Source organism: Nocardia sp. NPDC049707 (assembly GCF_040674855.1).
GTDB lineage: Bacteria > Actinomycetota > Actinomycetes > Mycobacteriales > Mycobacteriaceae > Nocardia.
In genome coordinates this window covers 20,244-36,031 of sequence record NZ_JBFANN010000002.1, presented here as the reverse complement: position 1 = coordinate 36,031, position 15,788 = coordinate 20,244, and the positions used below count along the sequence as shown (strand labels likewise).

Genomic DNA, 15,788 nt, shown 5'->3' with positions numbered 1-15,788 from the left:
CTTGTGCTCGCTGCTCAAAAGCTATGCGAGCGAAGGCTTCTCGATCGACCAGTCCGATGCTGGGTGCGATGGGCGGCGCTATCGATGCTCGGTCAGTTGCTGGGTTCCAGTGATGCGGAGGAGTTCGAGTGCGGAGGCGGCGGGGGTATCGGGTGCCGCGGAGTACACGACCACGGCCTGGTCGCTATCGGGCACGAACAGCGCATCGCAATCCAGGACCAACCGTCCGACCTCGGGATGATCGACAGTCTTGGTTGCGCTGCGCCGGTTCCCGGTGCTCCCTTCGCGCCACAGTCGGTCGAATCGTTCACTGCGCGAACGTAGTTCGGCGATCAGACGGGCCAGGTCCGGATCGTCGGGATAGGCCGCCTTCGCGCTGCGCAGGGAGCTGACCCAGGATTCGGCGGCCGCCTCGGCCTCATCGGGCGTGAAGACCACGCGGGAGGGTTCGGTACCGAGGAAGGACTGCCAGATGATGTTGCGCCGAGCGGGCGACCACGCGGAAAAGTCCCCGAGCAATGCCGCGGCCATCGAATTCCAGGCCAGCACATCGGCTTTCGCGGAGATCACCAGCGCGGGCAGATCCGCCATCCGGTCCAGCAGTCGCAGTACGCTCGGTCGCACCACCATAGTGATGCGGCCTTCCTGCGGCGGCGCCGAACCGGCCAGCCGGAAGAGCAGATCGCGTTCGGGATCGGCGAGTCGTAGGGCTCGGGCGAGCGCGCCGAGGACCGCCACCGACGGCCGCGGCCCGCGCCGCTGTTCGAGCCGGACCACATAGTCGACGCTGACACCGGCCAGCTGGGCAACCTCCTCGCGCCGCAGCCCGGGCACCTGGCGCCGCGGACCGCTGGGCAGCCCGACATCGCATGGCCGCACCCGGGCCCTGGCCTGCCGCAGCAGTTTGGCGAGTTCGGCGCGATCCATAGCCTCGATAATGCCGAAGGGCGCGGGTGCCGGGGTGGTACTGCCAGTCCCAGGAGTTATCGGCCCTGGAGCGAAACGTGCGTGACGGGCCAGGCTCGAGTCATGAGCAACCCGACAACAGCCCTGGTGACCGGGGCGAACAAGGGAATCGGCCGGGAGACGGTCCGGCGGCTGGCCGAACTCGGCTGGCAGGTATTCCTCGGTGCCCGCGATGCGGAGCGCGGCAAGGCGGCCGCGTTCGAGCTCGCCGAACAAGGTTTGCAGGTCGAGTTCGTCCAATTGGATGTGACTTCGGTCGACTCGATCGCGGCCGCCGCCGAGACCGTCGCGGGTCGCACCCCGCATCTCGATGTGCTGATCAACAATGCGGGTATCGGCGGTACGCGCGCCACGCCCGCCGATACCGTGGCCGCCGATTTCCGAAATGTCTTCGAGACCAACGTTTTCGGACCGGTCCAGGTGACCCACGCCTTCCTGCCACTATTGCGCGCTGCCACCCACCCGCGCATCGTCATGGTGTCCAGCGCCATCGGTTCGATTGCCATCACCTCCGATCCGAGCCGGATCGAATCGCAGATACTCGGGCTGGTCTACCCCTCCTCGAAAACCGCGCTGAACATGATCACCACGCAGTACGCGCGTGAATTGCCGCAGATGCGAGTCAATGCCGCCGATCCCGGTTACACCGCAACGGATTTGAACGGGAACTCAGGGCATCAAACGGTCACCGAGGGCACCGACGCCATCGTGCATCTCGCGACTATCGGCCCCGACGGTCCCACGGGCGGCTTCTTCAACCGCGTCGGTCGGGTGCCCTGGTGAGCACCCGACCAGCGGTCTCACCTATCCCGTTGGTGACACACCCACTGCCCGTCTTTGCCACAGACACAAAGGTAGGGGCCCTGGACCTGAGTTTCGCCGACCTCACAATCCTGCCTCGGCCCCGACGGCGGAGGTTGAGCGGCGACGGGACCGGCCACCATGAGGAGGCTCCCGAATAGCGCGAAGAGCGTGGCTGCGAAGAAGTGATTCAACCTGGTACGCATGGGTTGCTCTCCCAGTCGACAGCGGTGTCCGCCGCTACCGGCGAACAGCTACATTCTCGCGCAACGCCGTCTAACAAGGCATCGCCCACCTCGACACAGACCCTAGTCGCCCCCGTGCCCCCGCTCGTGGCAGACCCACTGGCCGTTCTCCCCGCAGACGCAATCGTAGGGGCCTTGGGCCTGAAAATCTCCGGCCTGGCACGCCGGCGTCGGATTCGAAGTTGGAGGTTGAGCCATGGCGACCGGACCGGACACCACCGCCACCATGAGGCTGCCGAACACCGCGGCAAGCATGGATGCGAAGAACTGATTCGACTTGGCGCGCATGGTTGCTCCTTCAGTCGACGGCTATCTCCAAGCGCTACTTCCTCGGGTCTGTTGCCATACGTCGGTTCACGCTGTCGATTGCGCGAGCCAACTCGATCTTCCCATACCGATCGGTCTTGATTACCGCTTTCTGCGGGCCCATTGACGTGCAGCGTCTGACCGCTCACGTAGGACGCCTCATCGCTGGCCAGGAATGCGATCACCGCGACAACCTCCTCGGGCCGACCCACGCGGCCGCGTGGAATCCGCTCGGCCGCGGCCTTCTTGCGTGCCTTGTTGGATGGGCGGTCGTTGCGGTTCGAGACGCTGGAGGGTACGGCGGGTTGGCGCTAGCGCGTGGCCAGCCAGTCCTCGAATTCGGTCAGTTCACCCAGGACGAAATCCGCTCCGGCAGTGTGCAATTGGTCGGCATTGCAGGGCCCGGTCGCGACTCCGAGCGCGTACACACCGGCGGCCCGCGCCCCACGCATATCGCCCTCGTGATCGCCGACGAACAGGTCCGCAGCGTGCTCACGCAAGGCGGCCGCCTTGCCGTCGGACCACAGACCGCCGATGACCTCATCGATGCGCCACCCCAGTTCCGCGACGTGCAGCCGGGCCAGCGGTTCGTACTTGCCGGTCACGATGAGCACCCGCCCACCGCGCGCACGGACGGCAGCCAATGCGGCGTCGGCGCCGGGCATGGCCGAAATGTAGGGCACGATCGACGGATAGATCTGGCGGTAGCGGGTCACGAGTGCCGGAATGAGCTCCTCGGGCGCACCGGCGTCGGACAGCAGCATCGCCAGCGGCGGGCCGAGCCGGTCGGCCAATTCGGCACAATGGAGCGGCAGTCCGAACTCCGTGGCCAACTGCTCGATCGCCTTGCGTACACCCGGGCGGGAGTCGATCAGCGTCATATCGAGGTCGAAGCCGACGGTCCAGGTCATCCCATGACTCTATCGTCGGTGCTCGAACGGCCGCGCGACAGCACCCGCGCGGTTAACCGAACTGGGCACGGCGGAGATATGCCCCACCGGCGATCCGGACTACTTCCGAATCGGGGTGAAGCACCGCTACACCCGCTTTGAACGCGTCATTCCTCGGTGCGGAACTGGGCGCGCTTGTAATCGCCGTATGGTTCGTCGCGTTCGCGCACGGCCTCCCGGAAACCAACGGTGGCCGAACGCAGTTGGAAGGCGTAGCCCTCGCGCGTATGCCGCGCGATCCCGTCGAATACCGTGCTGATCATCGCGGAATTCGTCACGCCTTGCGAATGCAGCGCCGAATTGAGCGCCAGTTTGGCCATCATCAACTGATTGATCGGCATGCGCGCGATGCGCTCCACCAACGCCTCGGTGCGCTCGTCGAGTTCGTCGGCCGGACATGATTCAACCGCGAGTCCCCATTCCTCGGCCTGCTTTCCGCTGATGCAGTCGCCGGTGAACAGCAGGCGTTTGGCGCGCTGATCGCCGAGGCGATGCGCCCACATGCCCGCCGCCGGAATGCCCCATACCCGGGTGGGCGGGTAGCCGATTTTGGTGTCGTCGGCGCAGATGATCTGGTCGGAGTAGAGCGCGATATCGGTGCCGCCGGCAATGGCGAAGCCGTGCAATTTCGCGACGGTCGGTTTGTTGGCATTCATGAGGCTGGCGAAACCGCGGTTGAACCGGCTCATCATGGCGTAGTCGATCATCGGATCCCAAGTGCCCCAGGGATTGTGATTGACCGCTTGCACCACCGGATCGGCCACGGTCCCGGCGGTGTCGGTCGAGCCGCCGATACCGTGGCTGCCCTGTTCGGCGAACATATCCAGGTCATAGCCACCGCAGAAACCCTTGCCGCGTCCGGAGACCAGAATGACGTGCACCCGCGGATCCAGATCGGCCCGCTCGACCGCATGCGCGAGATCGACCGGGGTGTCCGGGGTGATCGTATTGCCCTTCTCCGGGCGGTTGAAGGTAATGCGCGCGATTCGCCCATCGCGCGCATATGTGAGTGTGCGGTACTCCCGGTCGCCGCCGGGTTCGGGCCGATCCCGCCACGGCGAATCGGGCACCTCCGTCCAGTTCTCGTACCAGGCCGCGGGGCGGGTGCCCGCATGGTTCGAAAAGTGGTCGCTATCAGGCTGATTCACGTGGAACTCCTGGTGCACTCGATGCCGTATTCGCGGCAACGGTGCCATCACGCCACTATGGTCGATGCATCGTTGCGCTCGATGCCACCGTAGCGAACCGGAGCTGGCTCAGGCCTCGGGTGCCTGAATTGCGTCGGGGAAGGAGTGGTGTTCGTGCACCACGGACCAGCGTTCGTTCTGTTTGCGCAGCCCGAAGGTGATCCGCAGGCGCTTGGCCGGATCGAGGGCGAAATCTTCCGCAGTGCCGCACAGCAGCAGCGCGTGCGCGAATGCGACGTCTGTACCCGCCTCTACCTCCAGCGAGACGATATCGAATGTTGCACCCGATGCCTGCCATTCGAAGAAGCCGGGCCAGGTCTCCCGATAGGCGTCGATCCCGCGCACGCCCTCATTCGGTGGGGGCACATCGAACATCACGATATCGTCGGCGTGATCGGTGAGTACGCCGGCCAGATCGCCGGTATGCACCGCCGCCGCCCACCGTTCGATCAGGATTCGGATCTGCTTCTCGTCATCGGACATATCGGGTAGTCGTCCTCTCCGCCCCGGCCGCAAGGGGTGTGCGCCGTGGCTCTTACCCAGAGAGCGTGCCGAATTCGCCACGAAGACGCAATAACTCGGAATACATTCGTGCAAGATCCAATGGCGAATTTCGCATCGGTTACCGATCGGCAGAAACCGTTGAGTCAGTTATGGTCGGCATGGCGAGGGGGGAGCGTTTACGGCCATAGCCCAGGTAGACCGCAATGCCGACGACCACCCAGACCGCGAAACGCACCCAGGTCAGCCCGTCCAAGGTGGTTGCCAGCAGTACGCAGCCGATCAGCGCGAGAATCGGCACCAACGGCACCAAAGGGGTACGGAACGGCCGTTCCCGATTCGGTTCCAGCTTGCGCAGCACCAGTACTCCGACACAAACGACGGCGAATGCCGACAGCGCACCGATATTCACCAATTCCACGACGATATCGATCGGCAGCAGACCGGCAATGGTCGCGCAGACGACGCCGAGCAGCAGGGTCAGCCGGACCGGAGTGGCGCGCTTACCGGTTTCGGCCAGGCCGCGCGGCAACAGGCGGTCGCGGCACATCGCGAACATCAGCCGGACCTGTGCGTAGACGATCAGCAGCAGTCCCTTGGTGAGCGCGATGATCGAGGCGATCACGATGACATTGCCGATCCAGCCGATGTGCAGATTTCCGAAGGCGGTCGCGATGGGCGAGGCATTGTTGAGGCTGGCGAACGGTGCGATGCCGGTGAGTACGGCACTGACCAGTGCGTAGAGCAGGGTGGCGAGCAGGACCGTGCCGATGATCGCGAACGGGATATCGCGGCGAGGGTTGCGCGCCTCCTCGGCGGATGCGGCGACCACGTCGAATCCGAGGAAAGCGAAGAAGGCGATCGCGGCGCCGCCGACTATGCCGCCGAATCCGAACGGCGCGAACGGGGTCCAGTTGCCGATATCGATGTGTGGTGCGCCGATCGCGACGACCAGGACCAGCACACCGATCGTCACCGCGACCAGCGCCTTGGTGATCCGGGCCGTCAGTGTCACCTCGCCGACGAGCACCGCCGCGATGACGCCGATGATGAGCACAGCGGGCAGGTTGACGATGCCGCCCTCGGACGGGCCCGCCGTGATCGCGGTGGGCAGCGCAATGCCGAACATGGAGTCCAGCGCCGAGACGACGCTGCTGGACCAGCCGATCGCTACGGCTGCGCCCGCGATGACGAATTCGAGGAGCAGATTCCAGCCGACCAGGAAAGCCGGCCCCTCGCCGAGAGTGACATAGGTGTAGGTATAGGCACTGCCGGAGACCGGCGCCATGGCCGCGAGTTCGCTGTAGCAGAGCGCGACAAGGACGCAGACCGTTCCGGCCAGGAGGAACGACAGCACGATCGACGGCCCAGCCTTCTCGGCGGCCACGACACCGGTGATGACGAAGATGCCGGCCCCGACGATCGTGCCGACACCCATGGCGGTCAGATCGATGCGGCCCAGGCTGCGCTGCAGGGTCGGCGACCCGGCCTCGGGGCTCGTCGCGGAGTCGGGCAGGCGGCGGCGCCACCGGGTTGGGCTGGTCATCAGGTCCCTTACTGCTTGCTCTGGCTCCGACCGACCGGCGGAGTCGGCTATCCATTGTGGTCTGGGGAGCCGATGCGTGTGACGCCGGGGCGGGCGTGGGCGATCTGCAAGCAATCCATGGGCACGAATGCGTGGGGTGCGGTTGTGCGCCGAGTGCGTGGTTGCCGCGGGTGCACTCAGGGCCCTACCGCAATCACCAGGCAAGCGCGATACTTGGAGGGTCGATCACCAGGCGATGGTGGTGGCAAACGTCGAGAGTGATCTGCCAACGATGCATTCTCAGACAACGGCGACCAGCCGTTACTGGGGATAACAGGTAATCTTGAGGGACGCTCGGGCGAGGCTGCTCGGGTGGGATTAAACGGAACGGATTCCTCAATGACGCGGCATGTCGACGTACTGATCATCGGCGCCGGCCTGTCCGGCATCGGGATGGCGTGCCATCTCACTCGCGAGCAGACCGGACGTAGCTATGCGATCCTGGAGCGTCGCACCGCCGTCGGTGGGACCTGGGATCTGTTCCGGTACCCGGGCATTCGCTCCGACTCCGACATGTTGACCTTCGGCTTCGGCTTCCGTCCGTGGATCGGCACCAAGGTGCTCGCCGACGGGCCGCACATCCGCCAGTACATCGAGGAGACCGCCGCAGAGTACGGCGTCACCGAGCACATTCGGTTCGGGCGCACGATGACCAAGGCGAGCTGGTCGAGCGAAGCCGAGCTGTGGACCGTCGAGGCGCTCGACGAGCAGACCGGCGAGACCGAGATCTACACCAGCAACTTCCTCGCCAGCTGCACCGGCTACTACGACTACGACAACGGATATCGCCCGGAGTTTCCGGGCGAGGCGGACTTCCGAGGGCAGATCGTGCACCCGCAGCATTGGCCCGAGGGATTGGACTACCACGACAAGCGGGTCGTCGTGATCGGCAGCGGCGCGACCGCGATCACGCTGGTTCCGGCGATGGCCGACGACACCGCGCACATCACCATGCTGCAGCGCTCGCCCACCTACATCGCCACCTTGCCCGCCGATGATCCGGTTGCGGTCGGAATGAAATACGCGCGGATGCCGAAGAAGATCGCCTATCGGGCCGGACGGGCGCGCAATATCGCGTTGCAACGGGCCAGCTTTCGGCTCTCACGCACCAATCCCGAATTGTCCAAGAAGCTGCTACTCGCCGCGGTGCGGAAGCAGGTCGGCAAACAGATCGATATGCGGCACTTCACGCCGTCGTACAACCCGTGGGACCAGCGGCTGTGCATCGTTCCGAACGGCGACCTGTTCAAGGCGCTGCGCAGCGGTAAGGCGTCGATCGTCACCGATCACATCGATCGCTTCACCGAAACCGGCATTCGGCTCGCGTCCGGGGAGGAACTCCCCGCCGATATCGTCATCAGCGCAACCGGTCTCACCATCCAGATACTCGGCGGCGCGACACTCGAGGTGGATGGGGAACCGGTGTCGACCCGCGAGCATGTGGTTTACAAGGGCACCCTGCTCGACGGCATCCCCAATGCGATGCTGGTCCTCGGCTACACGAACGCCTCGTGGACACTGAAGGCGGATCTGGCCGCCGAATACTTCTGCCGAATCCTCAACCATATGAAGGCCCACGGCTACACCAAGGTGGTCGCGATCGCCGAAGATGCCGACCGCTCCGATCAGTCGGTGATGGGCAGCGCCCTGACCTCCGGCTATATCCAGCGCGGCGATGGCGTTATGCCCCGCCAGGGCACCCGTGGCCCCTGGCAGGTCATCAACAACTACTTCCACGACCGCGTACTACTACGGAAGGCATCGCTGGAGGACGGGGTACTCACCTTCGACGGTGTAGCAGGTGCCGCCCGACCCGGCCACAAGCCGAGAGGTCAGGAACGCAAGCAGATCGCGTTGGCTGCCACAAATCCTTAGCGCCGGATCTGGCTGATCTGTTTTGTGATTGCAATTTCATTCGATGCAATTCTCCGATCAGTCCGCACACGACGGATCTCCACCTCGAGCCCAGGCTACGAAGTCAGCGACGCTTCGCCAACTCGTTCTCCAGGCCCCGGCACCTGCTGCCGCCGACGCACTCGGCTTCTCCGCCAAGCACTCGACGGGTCTGGGTCGAGCGGTTCGAGTCAGTCACCCGGAGCAGGGTATGCAGTTCGGTGGTGTCGATGATGTGAGCCCGTGTGGGGAAGATTTGGTGGAGCAGGACGTTGTGGACTTCGGCGTCAGGGTCGGCGACGCCATCGGACAGGACGTAGAGCTGGTAGTCGCGGTCGGCGGCGTCGATGACGGTGGATAGGACGACGCCGCTGGTAGTGATGCCGGAGACGATCAGGGTGGTGATGCCGCGCTCGCGCAGCTGCTGGTCGAGGTCGGTAGTGGATATGCCGCCGTAGCGAATCTTGCGCACGATGATGTCGCCGATGTGGGGTGCCAGGCGCTCGTGGATCGCGGCGGCTGGGTCCTCATGGTGCATGGCGCGGTGACGAGCCACCGGGGCGAAGGTTTTGTTGGTGGCGGGGATCGCGTCCCAGTCGGCCTCGGTAAAGCCGACGTGGACGTAGGCGATGGTGCCGCCGTTGGCGCGAACGTCGGCGATGGCCCCTTCCATGCGGCCCAGCAGGGCCTCACAGTCCCCGGCTTTGGGCAGGACGGCCAGGACCGCGGGCTGGTAGTCCATGACGAGCAGGGCGGTATGCCTGGGGTCGAGTGCAGGGGCAGTGCTCACGCGAGTGTTCTCCTTGCTGATGGCGCATGGTCGGGGTTCCGGCTGGCGAGAAATGGGCGGACATCTCGTACGCACTTGGCAGTCAATGGTTTTCAAACCGCTTCCGCCTCGCACGGCATGTGACGACGACGTGGCCTCGGATGGCGCCGCTCGTACCGAGGAAGTCCTGCTGTGCTGGCGAGCGAGCCGATCCTGCGGTCATGGCTGTGCCGGCGTAGTGCGTTGGCCACCAGCAGATCGTCCGGCCGGACGAGGGCCTCGAGGTAGGTGCCGCTGGCTGCATTGAACGCGATCTTGGCCGCGGCAACCACCGCCGACACGACCAGCAGTTGGACGAAACTGAGCCAACCGCAGGCATACGTGGCTGGGACGGTCCGAAGCCAGCTGGCGCCCCAGGGATCGTCTCGTCACCAAGCTCCACACCCTTCTTTTTCGTATGACACAACTCATCGTTGAATCGCTACGAATCAAATCAACGCTGGGGAGGCGAATCAAACAACCAACCTGGCGGCGAGCCACAACCCTTGGTTGTCCTCGTCGGGTCTTGTGTGTGGATCTCGACGTCGTGCGCACTCTCACCCACTCTTGACAGATGCCGATCCATGAGTGAGCATTGCTCTCATTAAAGAACAATGCTCACACGGAGGAAGTCATGAAGCTCTTCTACACCGGCCCGGCCGCCGCGGACCTGCACGAGAACTACGCCAAGCGAGGGCTCATCGATCAGAACGCACCGGTGCGATCGGCCTCCGCCATCGAGATCGACGCGCCGGTGGCCACCGTGTGGCGGCTGATCGCCGATATGCGGGATTGGCCGACTTGGCGTACCGACGCCCATGTGACCGAGATCGGGAACATCGAGGTGGACGCGGAATTCCGCTGGGTCTTGAACGGGATGCGGATCAAGGCCGTGTTCGCGACGGTCGATCCCGAACGCGAGATCGCCTGGACCGGTGTGGCATTCGGCTGCATGCGCGCCATCGACCGGATGCGCTTCGAAGCGCTCGGCGAAAATCGCACCCGGGTAACCATGGAGGAGTCGCTCGCGGGGCCGCTGCTGAGCTCATTCTTCACCTCGGAAAAGCTGCGCGCGGGCCACGAGCAGATGCTGAGTCAACTGCAGACCGCCGCCGAATCGGTGCCGACGCTGTCGCGGGGATAGCGAAACAGCACGCGCCGGGCCGATACCCGGCGCCGCGATGATGTTGGCCGACCGGCTCGGAAACGAAGTTCGCGGATGGTGTTGAGGTCGATGCCGTAAGGCGAGAAGGAAGAACACAGTCGAATACGGGCCCCTACCAATCTCAACCCCCGGCGGATTGATCGATGGCGGGGACGCCCTGGGATTCGGGTGAATCAGGTTGGGGACAACAGGGTTTCGGCAACTGCCTGTATGTGGGCCAGGTAGGTGGCGTGGGCACGTGGGGTGGCATCGGTGCGGGCGAGGGTGCCGCGGGTGAGGGCGTAGCCGATGGTTTCGGCGATGATTCGCGGCGGGACGACAGGGGCGATGCGGCCCGCGGTGTGTAGGCGTTCGAGGTAGCGGGTGAAGCGGCGGATGGGGCGTTCGGCGATTTCCTGCGCGAGGACGGCGATGCGGTCGTCGACGGCACCGCGTTCGTCGATGAGGCGCAGCATGGGTCCGGCATTGCGGACCGCGGTGGCGAAGGCGCCGATGGTGGCGGACAGCATCACCCGGGGATCGTCGGTATCGATATCGGGTTCCTGGGCGGCAAGGAAATCGTCGCGGACCTGGGCGGCGAGGGCGAGGAAGATCTCGTCCTTGGATGCGAAGTAGACATACATCGTCGCGCGGGAAACGCCTGCGGCGGTGGTGATATCGGCGACGGCGGTCTTGTCGTAGCCACGATCGGCGAAGGCCCGGGCGGCGGCATCGAGCAGCGCGCGATGGCGGTCGGTATGAGATCGTTCCCGCGCCGCACGCACCGACCAGCCCGTCTGTGTCATGGCTTCATCGTCGTTGACATTGACGTCAATGTCAACGCAGACTGTCGGCATGCGTGTGGTGGTGGCGAACAGGGGTGAGGTGGCGGTCCGGGTGATCCGGACGGCCCGCGAGCGGAATTACGCCACGCTCGCACTCCATACCGGTGACGAGGCGGCGACCCTGCCGGTGCGCCTGGCCGATGAGGCGGTCCAACTGCCGGGCATCGGTGCCGCCGCCTACCTCGACAGCTGCGCCGTGATCGCCGCGGCCAAGAGCGCCGGTGCCGATGCGCTCGTGCATCCCGGCTACGGATTCCTCAGCGAGAGTGCCGATTTCGCGGCGGCATGCGCATCCGCCGGTCTGGTGTTCGTCGGGCCTGCGCCCGAGGTGCTCCGCATCTTCGGCGATAAGCTGTCGGCACGCGACGCCGCACGACAGGCCGGAGTCCCGGTGCTGCCCGCAACTTCCGTCGGCGCGGATCTAGCGGAAATTTCGGCATTCTTCGCCGACCATCCGGCCGGTGTGATGCTCAAGGCGGCGGCCGGTGGTGGCGGACGTGGTATGCGCGCGGTCCACTCCGCCGAGAGACTCGCCGAGTCCCTCGACCGCTGCCGAGCCGAAGCCCGCGCCGGTTTCGGCGATGACACCGTGTACGCCGAAGCGCTGGCCACCGATGCGCGCCATATCGAGGTTCAGGTCATCGCGGACGGGCACCGAGCCAGCACTCTCGGCGACCGCGACTGCAGCATCCAGCGCCGCCACCAGAAACTCATCGAAATCGCCCCAGCCCCGAATCTCCCTGCCGCCCTGCGGGACCGTCTTCATCGCGACGCCATCCGCATAGCCGAATCGGTGTCGTGCCGTGGCGTAATCACGGTCGAATTCCTGGTCACCGCCACCGACGCCTGGTTTCTCGAGGTCAACCCGCGCCTCCAGGTCGAGCACACCGTCACCGAGGCGGTAACCGGCGTGGATCTCGTGGCGGCCCAACTCGATCTCGCTCGCGGCGCTGCCCTGCACGACCTTGTGTCGGTCACGACGGGCCGTGATGATCGAGCGGACGGCATTGGCGGGGTGCGGGGGTTTGCGGTACAGGCGCGGGTCAATGCCGAGATGGTCACGGGGAGCGGGGAGGTTTTGCCGAGTACCGGTGTGTTGACGGAGTTCGCGGCGCCGACCGGTGTGGGAGTCCGGGTGGATACCGCGGCATGCACCGGAATGCGGCAGGGCGCGCAGTTCGATTCACTGCTGGCGAAGGTTATTACGCAGGGGCCGACGTATTCGGCTGCGGTGCGGCGGTGTTCGGATGCGTTGGCGGAAACGGTGATTGCCGGAGTCGATACCAATACGAGTCTGCTGCGCGCGGTGTTGGATCGACTCGCCGATGGGGTCAGTGTTTCCACTTCCTGGTTCGAGGAGAGCCTCGGCGAACTTCTCGGTCGCGCGGGCGATTACGCGCCCACAGCGGCCGGGCGCGCCGGAGACTCAGCAGATTCCGCGCATATACTCGCCGGGCATCGAAATCCGGCGGTAGCAGATCCGACGGCGACTGGTGATCTACACGTTGCGCTGGAGAACGATGAGCAGGCCATGCGGTCGCCGATGGGCGCAACCGTCGTGAGCTTGGCGGAGCAGGGCAGCATTGTTGCAGCCGGCGCGGAAGTCGTTGTGCTCGAGGCCATGAAGATGCAACACGTGCTGCGGGCCGATCAGCCGCTGCGGGTATCGCGCCATCTGGTGGCACCGGGTGCGATAGTTGATCCGCAGGCGTTGCTGTTGACGTGGGTCGCGGCCGACCATGACGGTCCGGCCGCCGATATCGCGGCGATCGACCTGGATGCGGTGCGTGCCGATCTGACGGAAGTACGGGAGCGGCATCGGATCGGACTCGATGCCCGCCGCCCGGCCGCCGTCGCGAAAAGGCATGAGCTGGGCCGTCGCACGGCCCGGGAGAATATCGCCGATCTCGTGGACGACGACAGCTTCCTCGAATACGGCGCTCTCGCTGTCGCCGCACAGCGACTCCGCCGCAGCCCAGAGGATCTGATCGCCAACACACCCGCGGACGGCTTGATCGGCGGGATCGCCACCATCAACGCGGATCGATTCGGCGCGGAAGCCGCACGCGCACTGGTGATGTCCTATGACTACACCGTTCTGGCCGGTACCCAGGGCATGCGCAATCACGCCAAAACCGATCGCATGCTCGAACTCGCACACGAACAGCGCCTACCCGTGGTGTTCTTCACCGAGGGTGGTGGCGGGCGACCGGGGGACACCGACTACTCAGGCATCTCCGGTCTGGACGTAACCACCTTTCGGGCGATGGGCGCACTGTCGGGTCGAGTTCCGTTGGTGGGCATCGTCTCCGGACGCTGCTTCGCGGGCAACGCGGCACTTCTCGGCATGTGCGATGTCGTCATCGCGACCCCCGACGCCAATATCGGCATGGGCGGACCGGCCATGATCGAGGGCGGCGGACTCGGGATATACGCACCCGAGGACATCGGCCCCATCGACGTCCAACGCCGCAACGGGGTCGTGCACATTGTCGCCGCCGACGAGGCCGAAGCAGTCGCCGCTGCCCGTCGCTATCTCTCGTATTTTCAAGGGCCGCTAGAGGATTGGACAGAAGCCGATCCACGCATCGCCCGACATGTTGTGCCGGAGAATCGGCTGCGCGCTTTTGATATCCGCGAGGTCATCGCGGCGGTAGCCGATATCGACTCGGTCCTGGAACTGCGCCGCGATTGGGGCGTCGGCGTGGTCACCGCGCTCATTCGTGTCGAAGGCCGCCCCTTCGGTCTCATCGCCAACGACTGCCACCACCTCGGCGGCGCGATCGATGCCCCCGCCGCCGATAAGCTCAGCGCCTTCCTGCGACTCTGCGATGCGCACGGCTTGCCAGTCATATCCCTGTGCGACACACCGGGTTTCATGGTCGGGCCGGAGGCGGAGAAGCAGGCGACCGTCACCAAATTCAGCAAGCTTTTCATCGACTCCGCCGCGCTCACCGTCGCACTGGGCACCGTCATCATCCGCAAGGGCTACGGCCTCGGCGCACAGGCCATGGCCGCAGGCTCCTTCCGTGCGCCACGCTTCGTCATCGCCTGGCCCACCGGCGAAATCGGCGGTATGGGCCTGGAAGGTGCGGTCCGTCTCGGCTTCGCCAAGGAACTCGCCGCCATCGAAGATCCCGATAAACGCCAGGAAGCCTTCGATAACCTCGTCCAGCTCGCCTACGCAAACGGCAAGGCCCTGACTGCCGCCACCGTCCTGGAACTCGACGACGTCATCGACCCGGCCGACACCCGGCGTTGGATCCGCACCCTGCGCTGAACCGCGCGGCCCGCGTGTTTCCTAGGCAATGGCGCTGGTCACCGCGTCGACAAGATTGCGGGCCCGCAGGTCTGGGGCGCCTTCGATGATGTAGTTGGTGACGTAGGCGAAGGCGATGCCGGTGTCCGGATCGGCGAAGGCCAGCGAGCCGCCGCGGCCCGTATGGCCGAAGGAATTGGGGCCGCCGAGTACGAAACCTTCGGTGGGGAGCATGTATCCGGTGCCATAGCGGTCAGGCAGCATCAGGACGCGGTCGATGCCCGCGGCCTGCTCGCGGGTCGCGGCGGCGAGGGTTTCGGGAGTCAGCAGGCGGACGCCGTCGACCTCGCCGATGGTCGCCGCGTAGAGCCGGGCGAGACCGCGTGCGGTGCCGATGCCATTGCTGGACGGGATCTCGGTGGCGTGTACCGCTGGATCATTGAAATCGATATCGGCCGGATCGGTGACCTCGAAGGCGCGGTTGACCAGCGCCTGCGGATCACGCATCGCGATGACCATCGGCCGGAATTCCGCCGGGATCAACTCGTCCGGGATCGACGCCAGATCGACCTTCGGCGCGAACACGAGTCGGCTGACGCGGTGCCGTTCGGATTCCGGCAAACCGATGAAGAAGTCGACACCGAACGGTCCCGCGATATCCTCGGCCAGAATCCGCCCGACGGTGCGCCCCGTCGCCCGCCGGATCACCTCACCGACAAGCCAGGCGAACGTGCGACCGTGGTATCCGTGCGCGGTGCCAGGCGGCCAATTCGGCGTCTGCGCGGCGAGCGCATCCACCATTGGACTCCAGGCCAGCGCATCATCCAGCGGTACCGGCTTGTCCAGCGCCGCCAACCCCGCCTGATGGGTCAACAACCAGCGCACCGGGATATCGCCCTTGCCGGCGGCGGCGAACTCCGGCCAGTACTGCGTGACCGGCGCATCCAGGTCGAGCTCACCACGCTGGGCGAGCAGATGCGTGATGGTCGCCGTGACGCCCTTGGTCACCGAATAGACCAGCTGCACTGTGTCGCGTTCCCACGGCCGCGCACCCTCCGGATCGGCCAGCCCACCCCACAGATCCACCACCGGCTGTCCATTCCGATACACCGCCACCGCCGCACCGACATCCCCCAGCTCGGCGAAGTTCGCTGCGAACACCTCTCGGACCGCCTCGAACCCGGACGCGACAACTCCATCGATCACCATGTGCGCCAGCATGTCACACATCGCATCCCGCCCGCGGGACGAGCTACGACGGACGTTCGGAGCGCGGCTGGCCATGGGCCCATGCCGTT

Annotated in this window: 14 protein-coding genes and 1 pseudogene; 4 read left to right on the top strand and 11 right to left on the bottom strand. The window is 65.4% G+C overall.

What is annotated here, in order from left to right; genetic code table 11:
* Positions 1–78: 78 nt before the first annotated feature.
* Positions 79–927, bottom strand: a complete 849-nt coding sequence (locus AB0J29_RS02615; protein ID WP_364778050.1) for a helix-turn-helix transcriptional regulator — start codon at positions 925–927, stop codon at positions 79–81.
* A 102-nt stretch (positions 928–1,029) separates the two neighbouring features.
* On the opposite strand from AB0J29_RS02615, the gene AB0J29_RS02610 reads away from it, so the two are divergent.
* Positions 1,030–1,749, top strand: a complete 720-nt coding sequence (locus tag AB0J29_RS02610; protein ID WP_364778047.1) for an SDR family oxidoreductase — start codon at positions 1,030–1,032, stop codon at positions 1,747–1,749.
* A gap of 326 nt (positions 1,750–2,075) precedes the next feature.
* Here the strand turns inward: AB0J29_RS02610 and AB0J29_RS02605 are convergent, their stop codons facing one another.
* The 6 genes and pseudogenes from AB0J29_RS02605 to AB0J29_RS02580 all read right to left on the bottom strand — a co-directional run bounded on the left by AB0J29_RS02605 (position 2,076) and on the right by AB0J29_RS02580 (position 6,502).
* The gene (locus AB0J29_RS02605; RefSeq protein ID WP_364778044.1) at positions 2,076–2,300 is read right to left on the bottom strand and encodes a hypothetical protein; all 225 of its coding nucleotides are present in this window, start codon (positions 2,298–2,300) and stop codon (positions 2,076–2,078) included.
* A gap of 149 nt (positions 2,301–2,449) precedes the next feature.
* Positions 2,450–2,569 (bottom strand): annotated as a pseudogene (locus AB0J29_RS02600) (SDR family oxidoreductase); the annotation flags it as partial.
* Positions 2,570–2,629: 60 nt separating this feature from the next.
* Entirely contained in the window at positions 2,630–3,229 is a 600-nt protein-coding gene (locus AB0J29_RS02595) for an HAD hydrolase-like protein (protein WP_364778041.1), read from the bottom strand.
* Between the two features lie 146 nt (positions 3,230–3,375).
* On the bottom strand, positions 3,376–4,416 hold the full coding sequence (locus tag AB0J29_RS02590; RefSeq protein ID WP_364778038.1) for a crotonase/enoyl-CoA hydratase family protein: 1,041 nt from the start codon (positions 4,414–4,416) through the stop codon (positions 3,376–3,378).
* 108 nt (positions 4,417–4,524) lie between these two features.
* Positions 4,525–4,938, bottom strand: coding sequence for an SgcJ/EcaC family oxidoreductase (locus tag AB0J29_RS02585; protein ID WP_364778035.1), 414 nt, complete (start codon positions 4,936–4,938; stop codon positions 4,525–4,527).
* 139 nt (positions 4,939–5,077) lie between these two features.
* On the bottom strand, positions 5,078–6,502 hold the full coding sequence (locus tag AB0J29_RS02580; protein ID WP_364778032.1) for an amino acid permease: 1,425 nt from the start codon (positions 6,500–6,502) through the stop codon (positions 5,078–5,080).
* Positions 6,503–6,880: 378 nt separating this feature from the next.
* On the opposite strand from AB0J29_RS02580, the gene AB0J29_RS02575 reads away from it, so the two are divergent.
* Positions 6,881–8,416, top strand: coding sequence for an NAD(P)/FAD-dependent oxidoreductase (locus tag AB0J29_RS02575; protein ID WP_364778029.1), 1,536 nt, complete (start codon positions 6,881–6,883; stop codon positions 8,414–8,416).
* A 103-nt stretch (positions 8,417–8,519) separates the two neighbouring features.
* Here the strand turns inward: AB0J29_RS02575 and AB0J29_RS02570 are convergent, their stop codons facing one another.
* Positions 8,520–9,224, bottom strand: a complete 705-nt coding sequence (locus AB0J29_RS02570; protein ID WP_364778026.1) for a cysteine hydrolase — start codon at positions 9,222–9,224, stop codon at positions 8,520–8,522.
* A 92-nt stretch (positions 9,225–9,316) separates the two neighbouring features.
* Complete coding sequence (locus AB0J29_RS02565) at positions 9,317–9,544, bottom strand: hypothetical protein (protein WP_364778023.1); 228 nt, start codon at positions 9,542–9,544, stop codon at positions 9,317–9,319.
* 332 nt (positions 9,545–9,876) lie between these two features.
* Here AB0J29_RS02565 and AB0J29_RS02560 point away from each other — a divergent pair, with 332 nt between their 5' ends.
* Positions 9,877–10,386 carry an SRPBCC domain-containing protein gene (locus tag AB0J29_RS02560; RefSeq protein ID WP_364778020.1) on the top strand — a complete coding sequence of 170 codons (510 nt, stop codon included), beginning with the start codon at positions 9,877–9,879 and terminating at the stop codon, positions 10,384–10,386.
* A 194-nt stretch (positions 10,387–10,580) separates the two neighbouring features.
* Here the strand turns inward: AB0J29_RS02560 and AB0J29_RS02555 are convergent, their stop codons facing one another.
* The gene (locus tag AB0J29_RS02555; protein WP_364778017.1) at positions 10,581–11,192 is read right to left on the bottom strand and encodes a helix-turn-helix domain-containing protein; all 612 of its coding nucleotides are present in this window, start codon (positions 11,190–11,192) and stop codon (positions 10,581–10,583) included.
* A 49-nt stretch (positions 11,193–11,241) separates the two neighbouring features.
* On the opposite strand from AB0J29_RS02555, the gene AB0J29_RS02550 reads away from it, so the two are divergent.
* Entirely contained in the window at positions 11,242–14,511 is a 3,270-nt protein-coding gene (locus AB0J29_RS02550; protein ID WP_364778912.1) for a carboxyl transferase domain-containing protein, read from the top strand.
* 21 nt (positions 14,512–14,532) lie between these two features.
* Here AB0J29_RS02550 and AB0J29_RS02545 read toward each other — a convergent pair whose 3' ends face one another.
* Complete coding sequence (locus AB0J29_RS02545; RefSeq protein WP_364778014.1) at positions 14,533–15,699, bottom strand: serine hydrolase domain-containing protein; 1,167 nt, start codon at positions 15,697–15,699, stop codon at positions 14,533–14,535.
* Between the last annotated feature and the right edge of the window lie 89 nt (positions 15,700–15,788).

Bases quoted from the DNA above. Each gene is read 5' to 3' on its own strand.
- AB0J29_RS02615 (WP_364778050.1), bottom strand. From the start codon at position 927: ATGGATCGCGCCGAACTCGCCAAACTGCTGCGGCAGGCCAGGGCCCGG.
- AB0J29_RS02610 (WP_364778047.1), top strand. From the start codon at position 1,030: ATGAGCAACCCGACAACAGCCCTGGTGACCGGGGCGAACAAGGGAATC.
- AB0J29_RS02605 (WP_364778044.1), bottom strand. From the start codon at position 2,300: ATGCGCGCCAAGTCGAATCAGTTCTTCGCATCCATGCTTGCCGCGGTG.
- AB0J29_RS02595 (WP_364778041.1), bottom strand. From the start codon at position 3,229: ATGACCTGGACCGTCGGCTTCGACCTCGATATGACGCTGATCGACTCC.
- AB0J29_RS02585 (WP_364778035.1), bottom strand. From the start codon at position 4,938: ATGTCCGATGACGAGAAGCAGATCCGAATCCTGATCGAACGGTGGGCG.
- AB0J29_RS02580 (WP_364778032.1), bottom strand. From the start codon at position 6,502: ATGACCAGCCCAACCCGGTGGCGCCGCCGCCTGCCCGACTCCGCGACG.
- AB0J29_RS02575 (WP_364778029.1), top strand. From the start codon at position 6,881: ATGACGCGGCATGTCGACGTACTGATCATCGGCGCCGGCCTGTCCGGC.
- AB0J29_RS02560 (WP_364778020.1), top strand. From the start codon at position 9,877: ATGAAGCTCTTCTACACCGGCCCGGCCGCCGCGGACCTGCACGAGAAC.
- AB0J29_RS02555 (WP_364778017.1), bottom strand. From the start codon at position 11,192: ATGACACAGACGGGCTGGTCGGTGCGTGCGGCGCGGGAACGATCTCAT.
- AB0J29_RS02550 (WP_364778912.1), top strand. From the start codon at position 11,242: ATGCGTGTGGTGGTGGCGAACAGGGGTGAGGTGGCGGTCCGGGTGATC.
- AB0J29_RS02545 (WP_364778014.1), bottom strand. From the start codon at position 15,699: ATGGTGATCGATGGAGTTGTCGCGTCCGGGTTCGAGGCGGTCCGAGAG.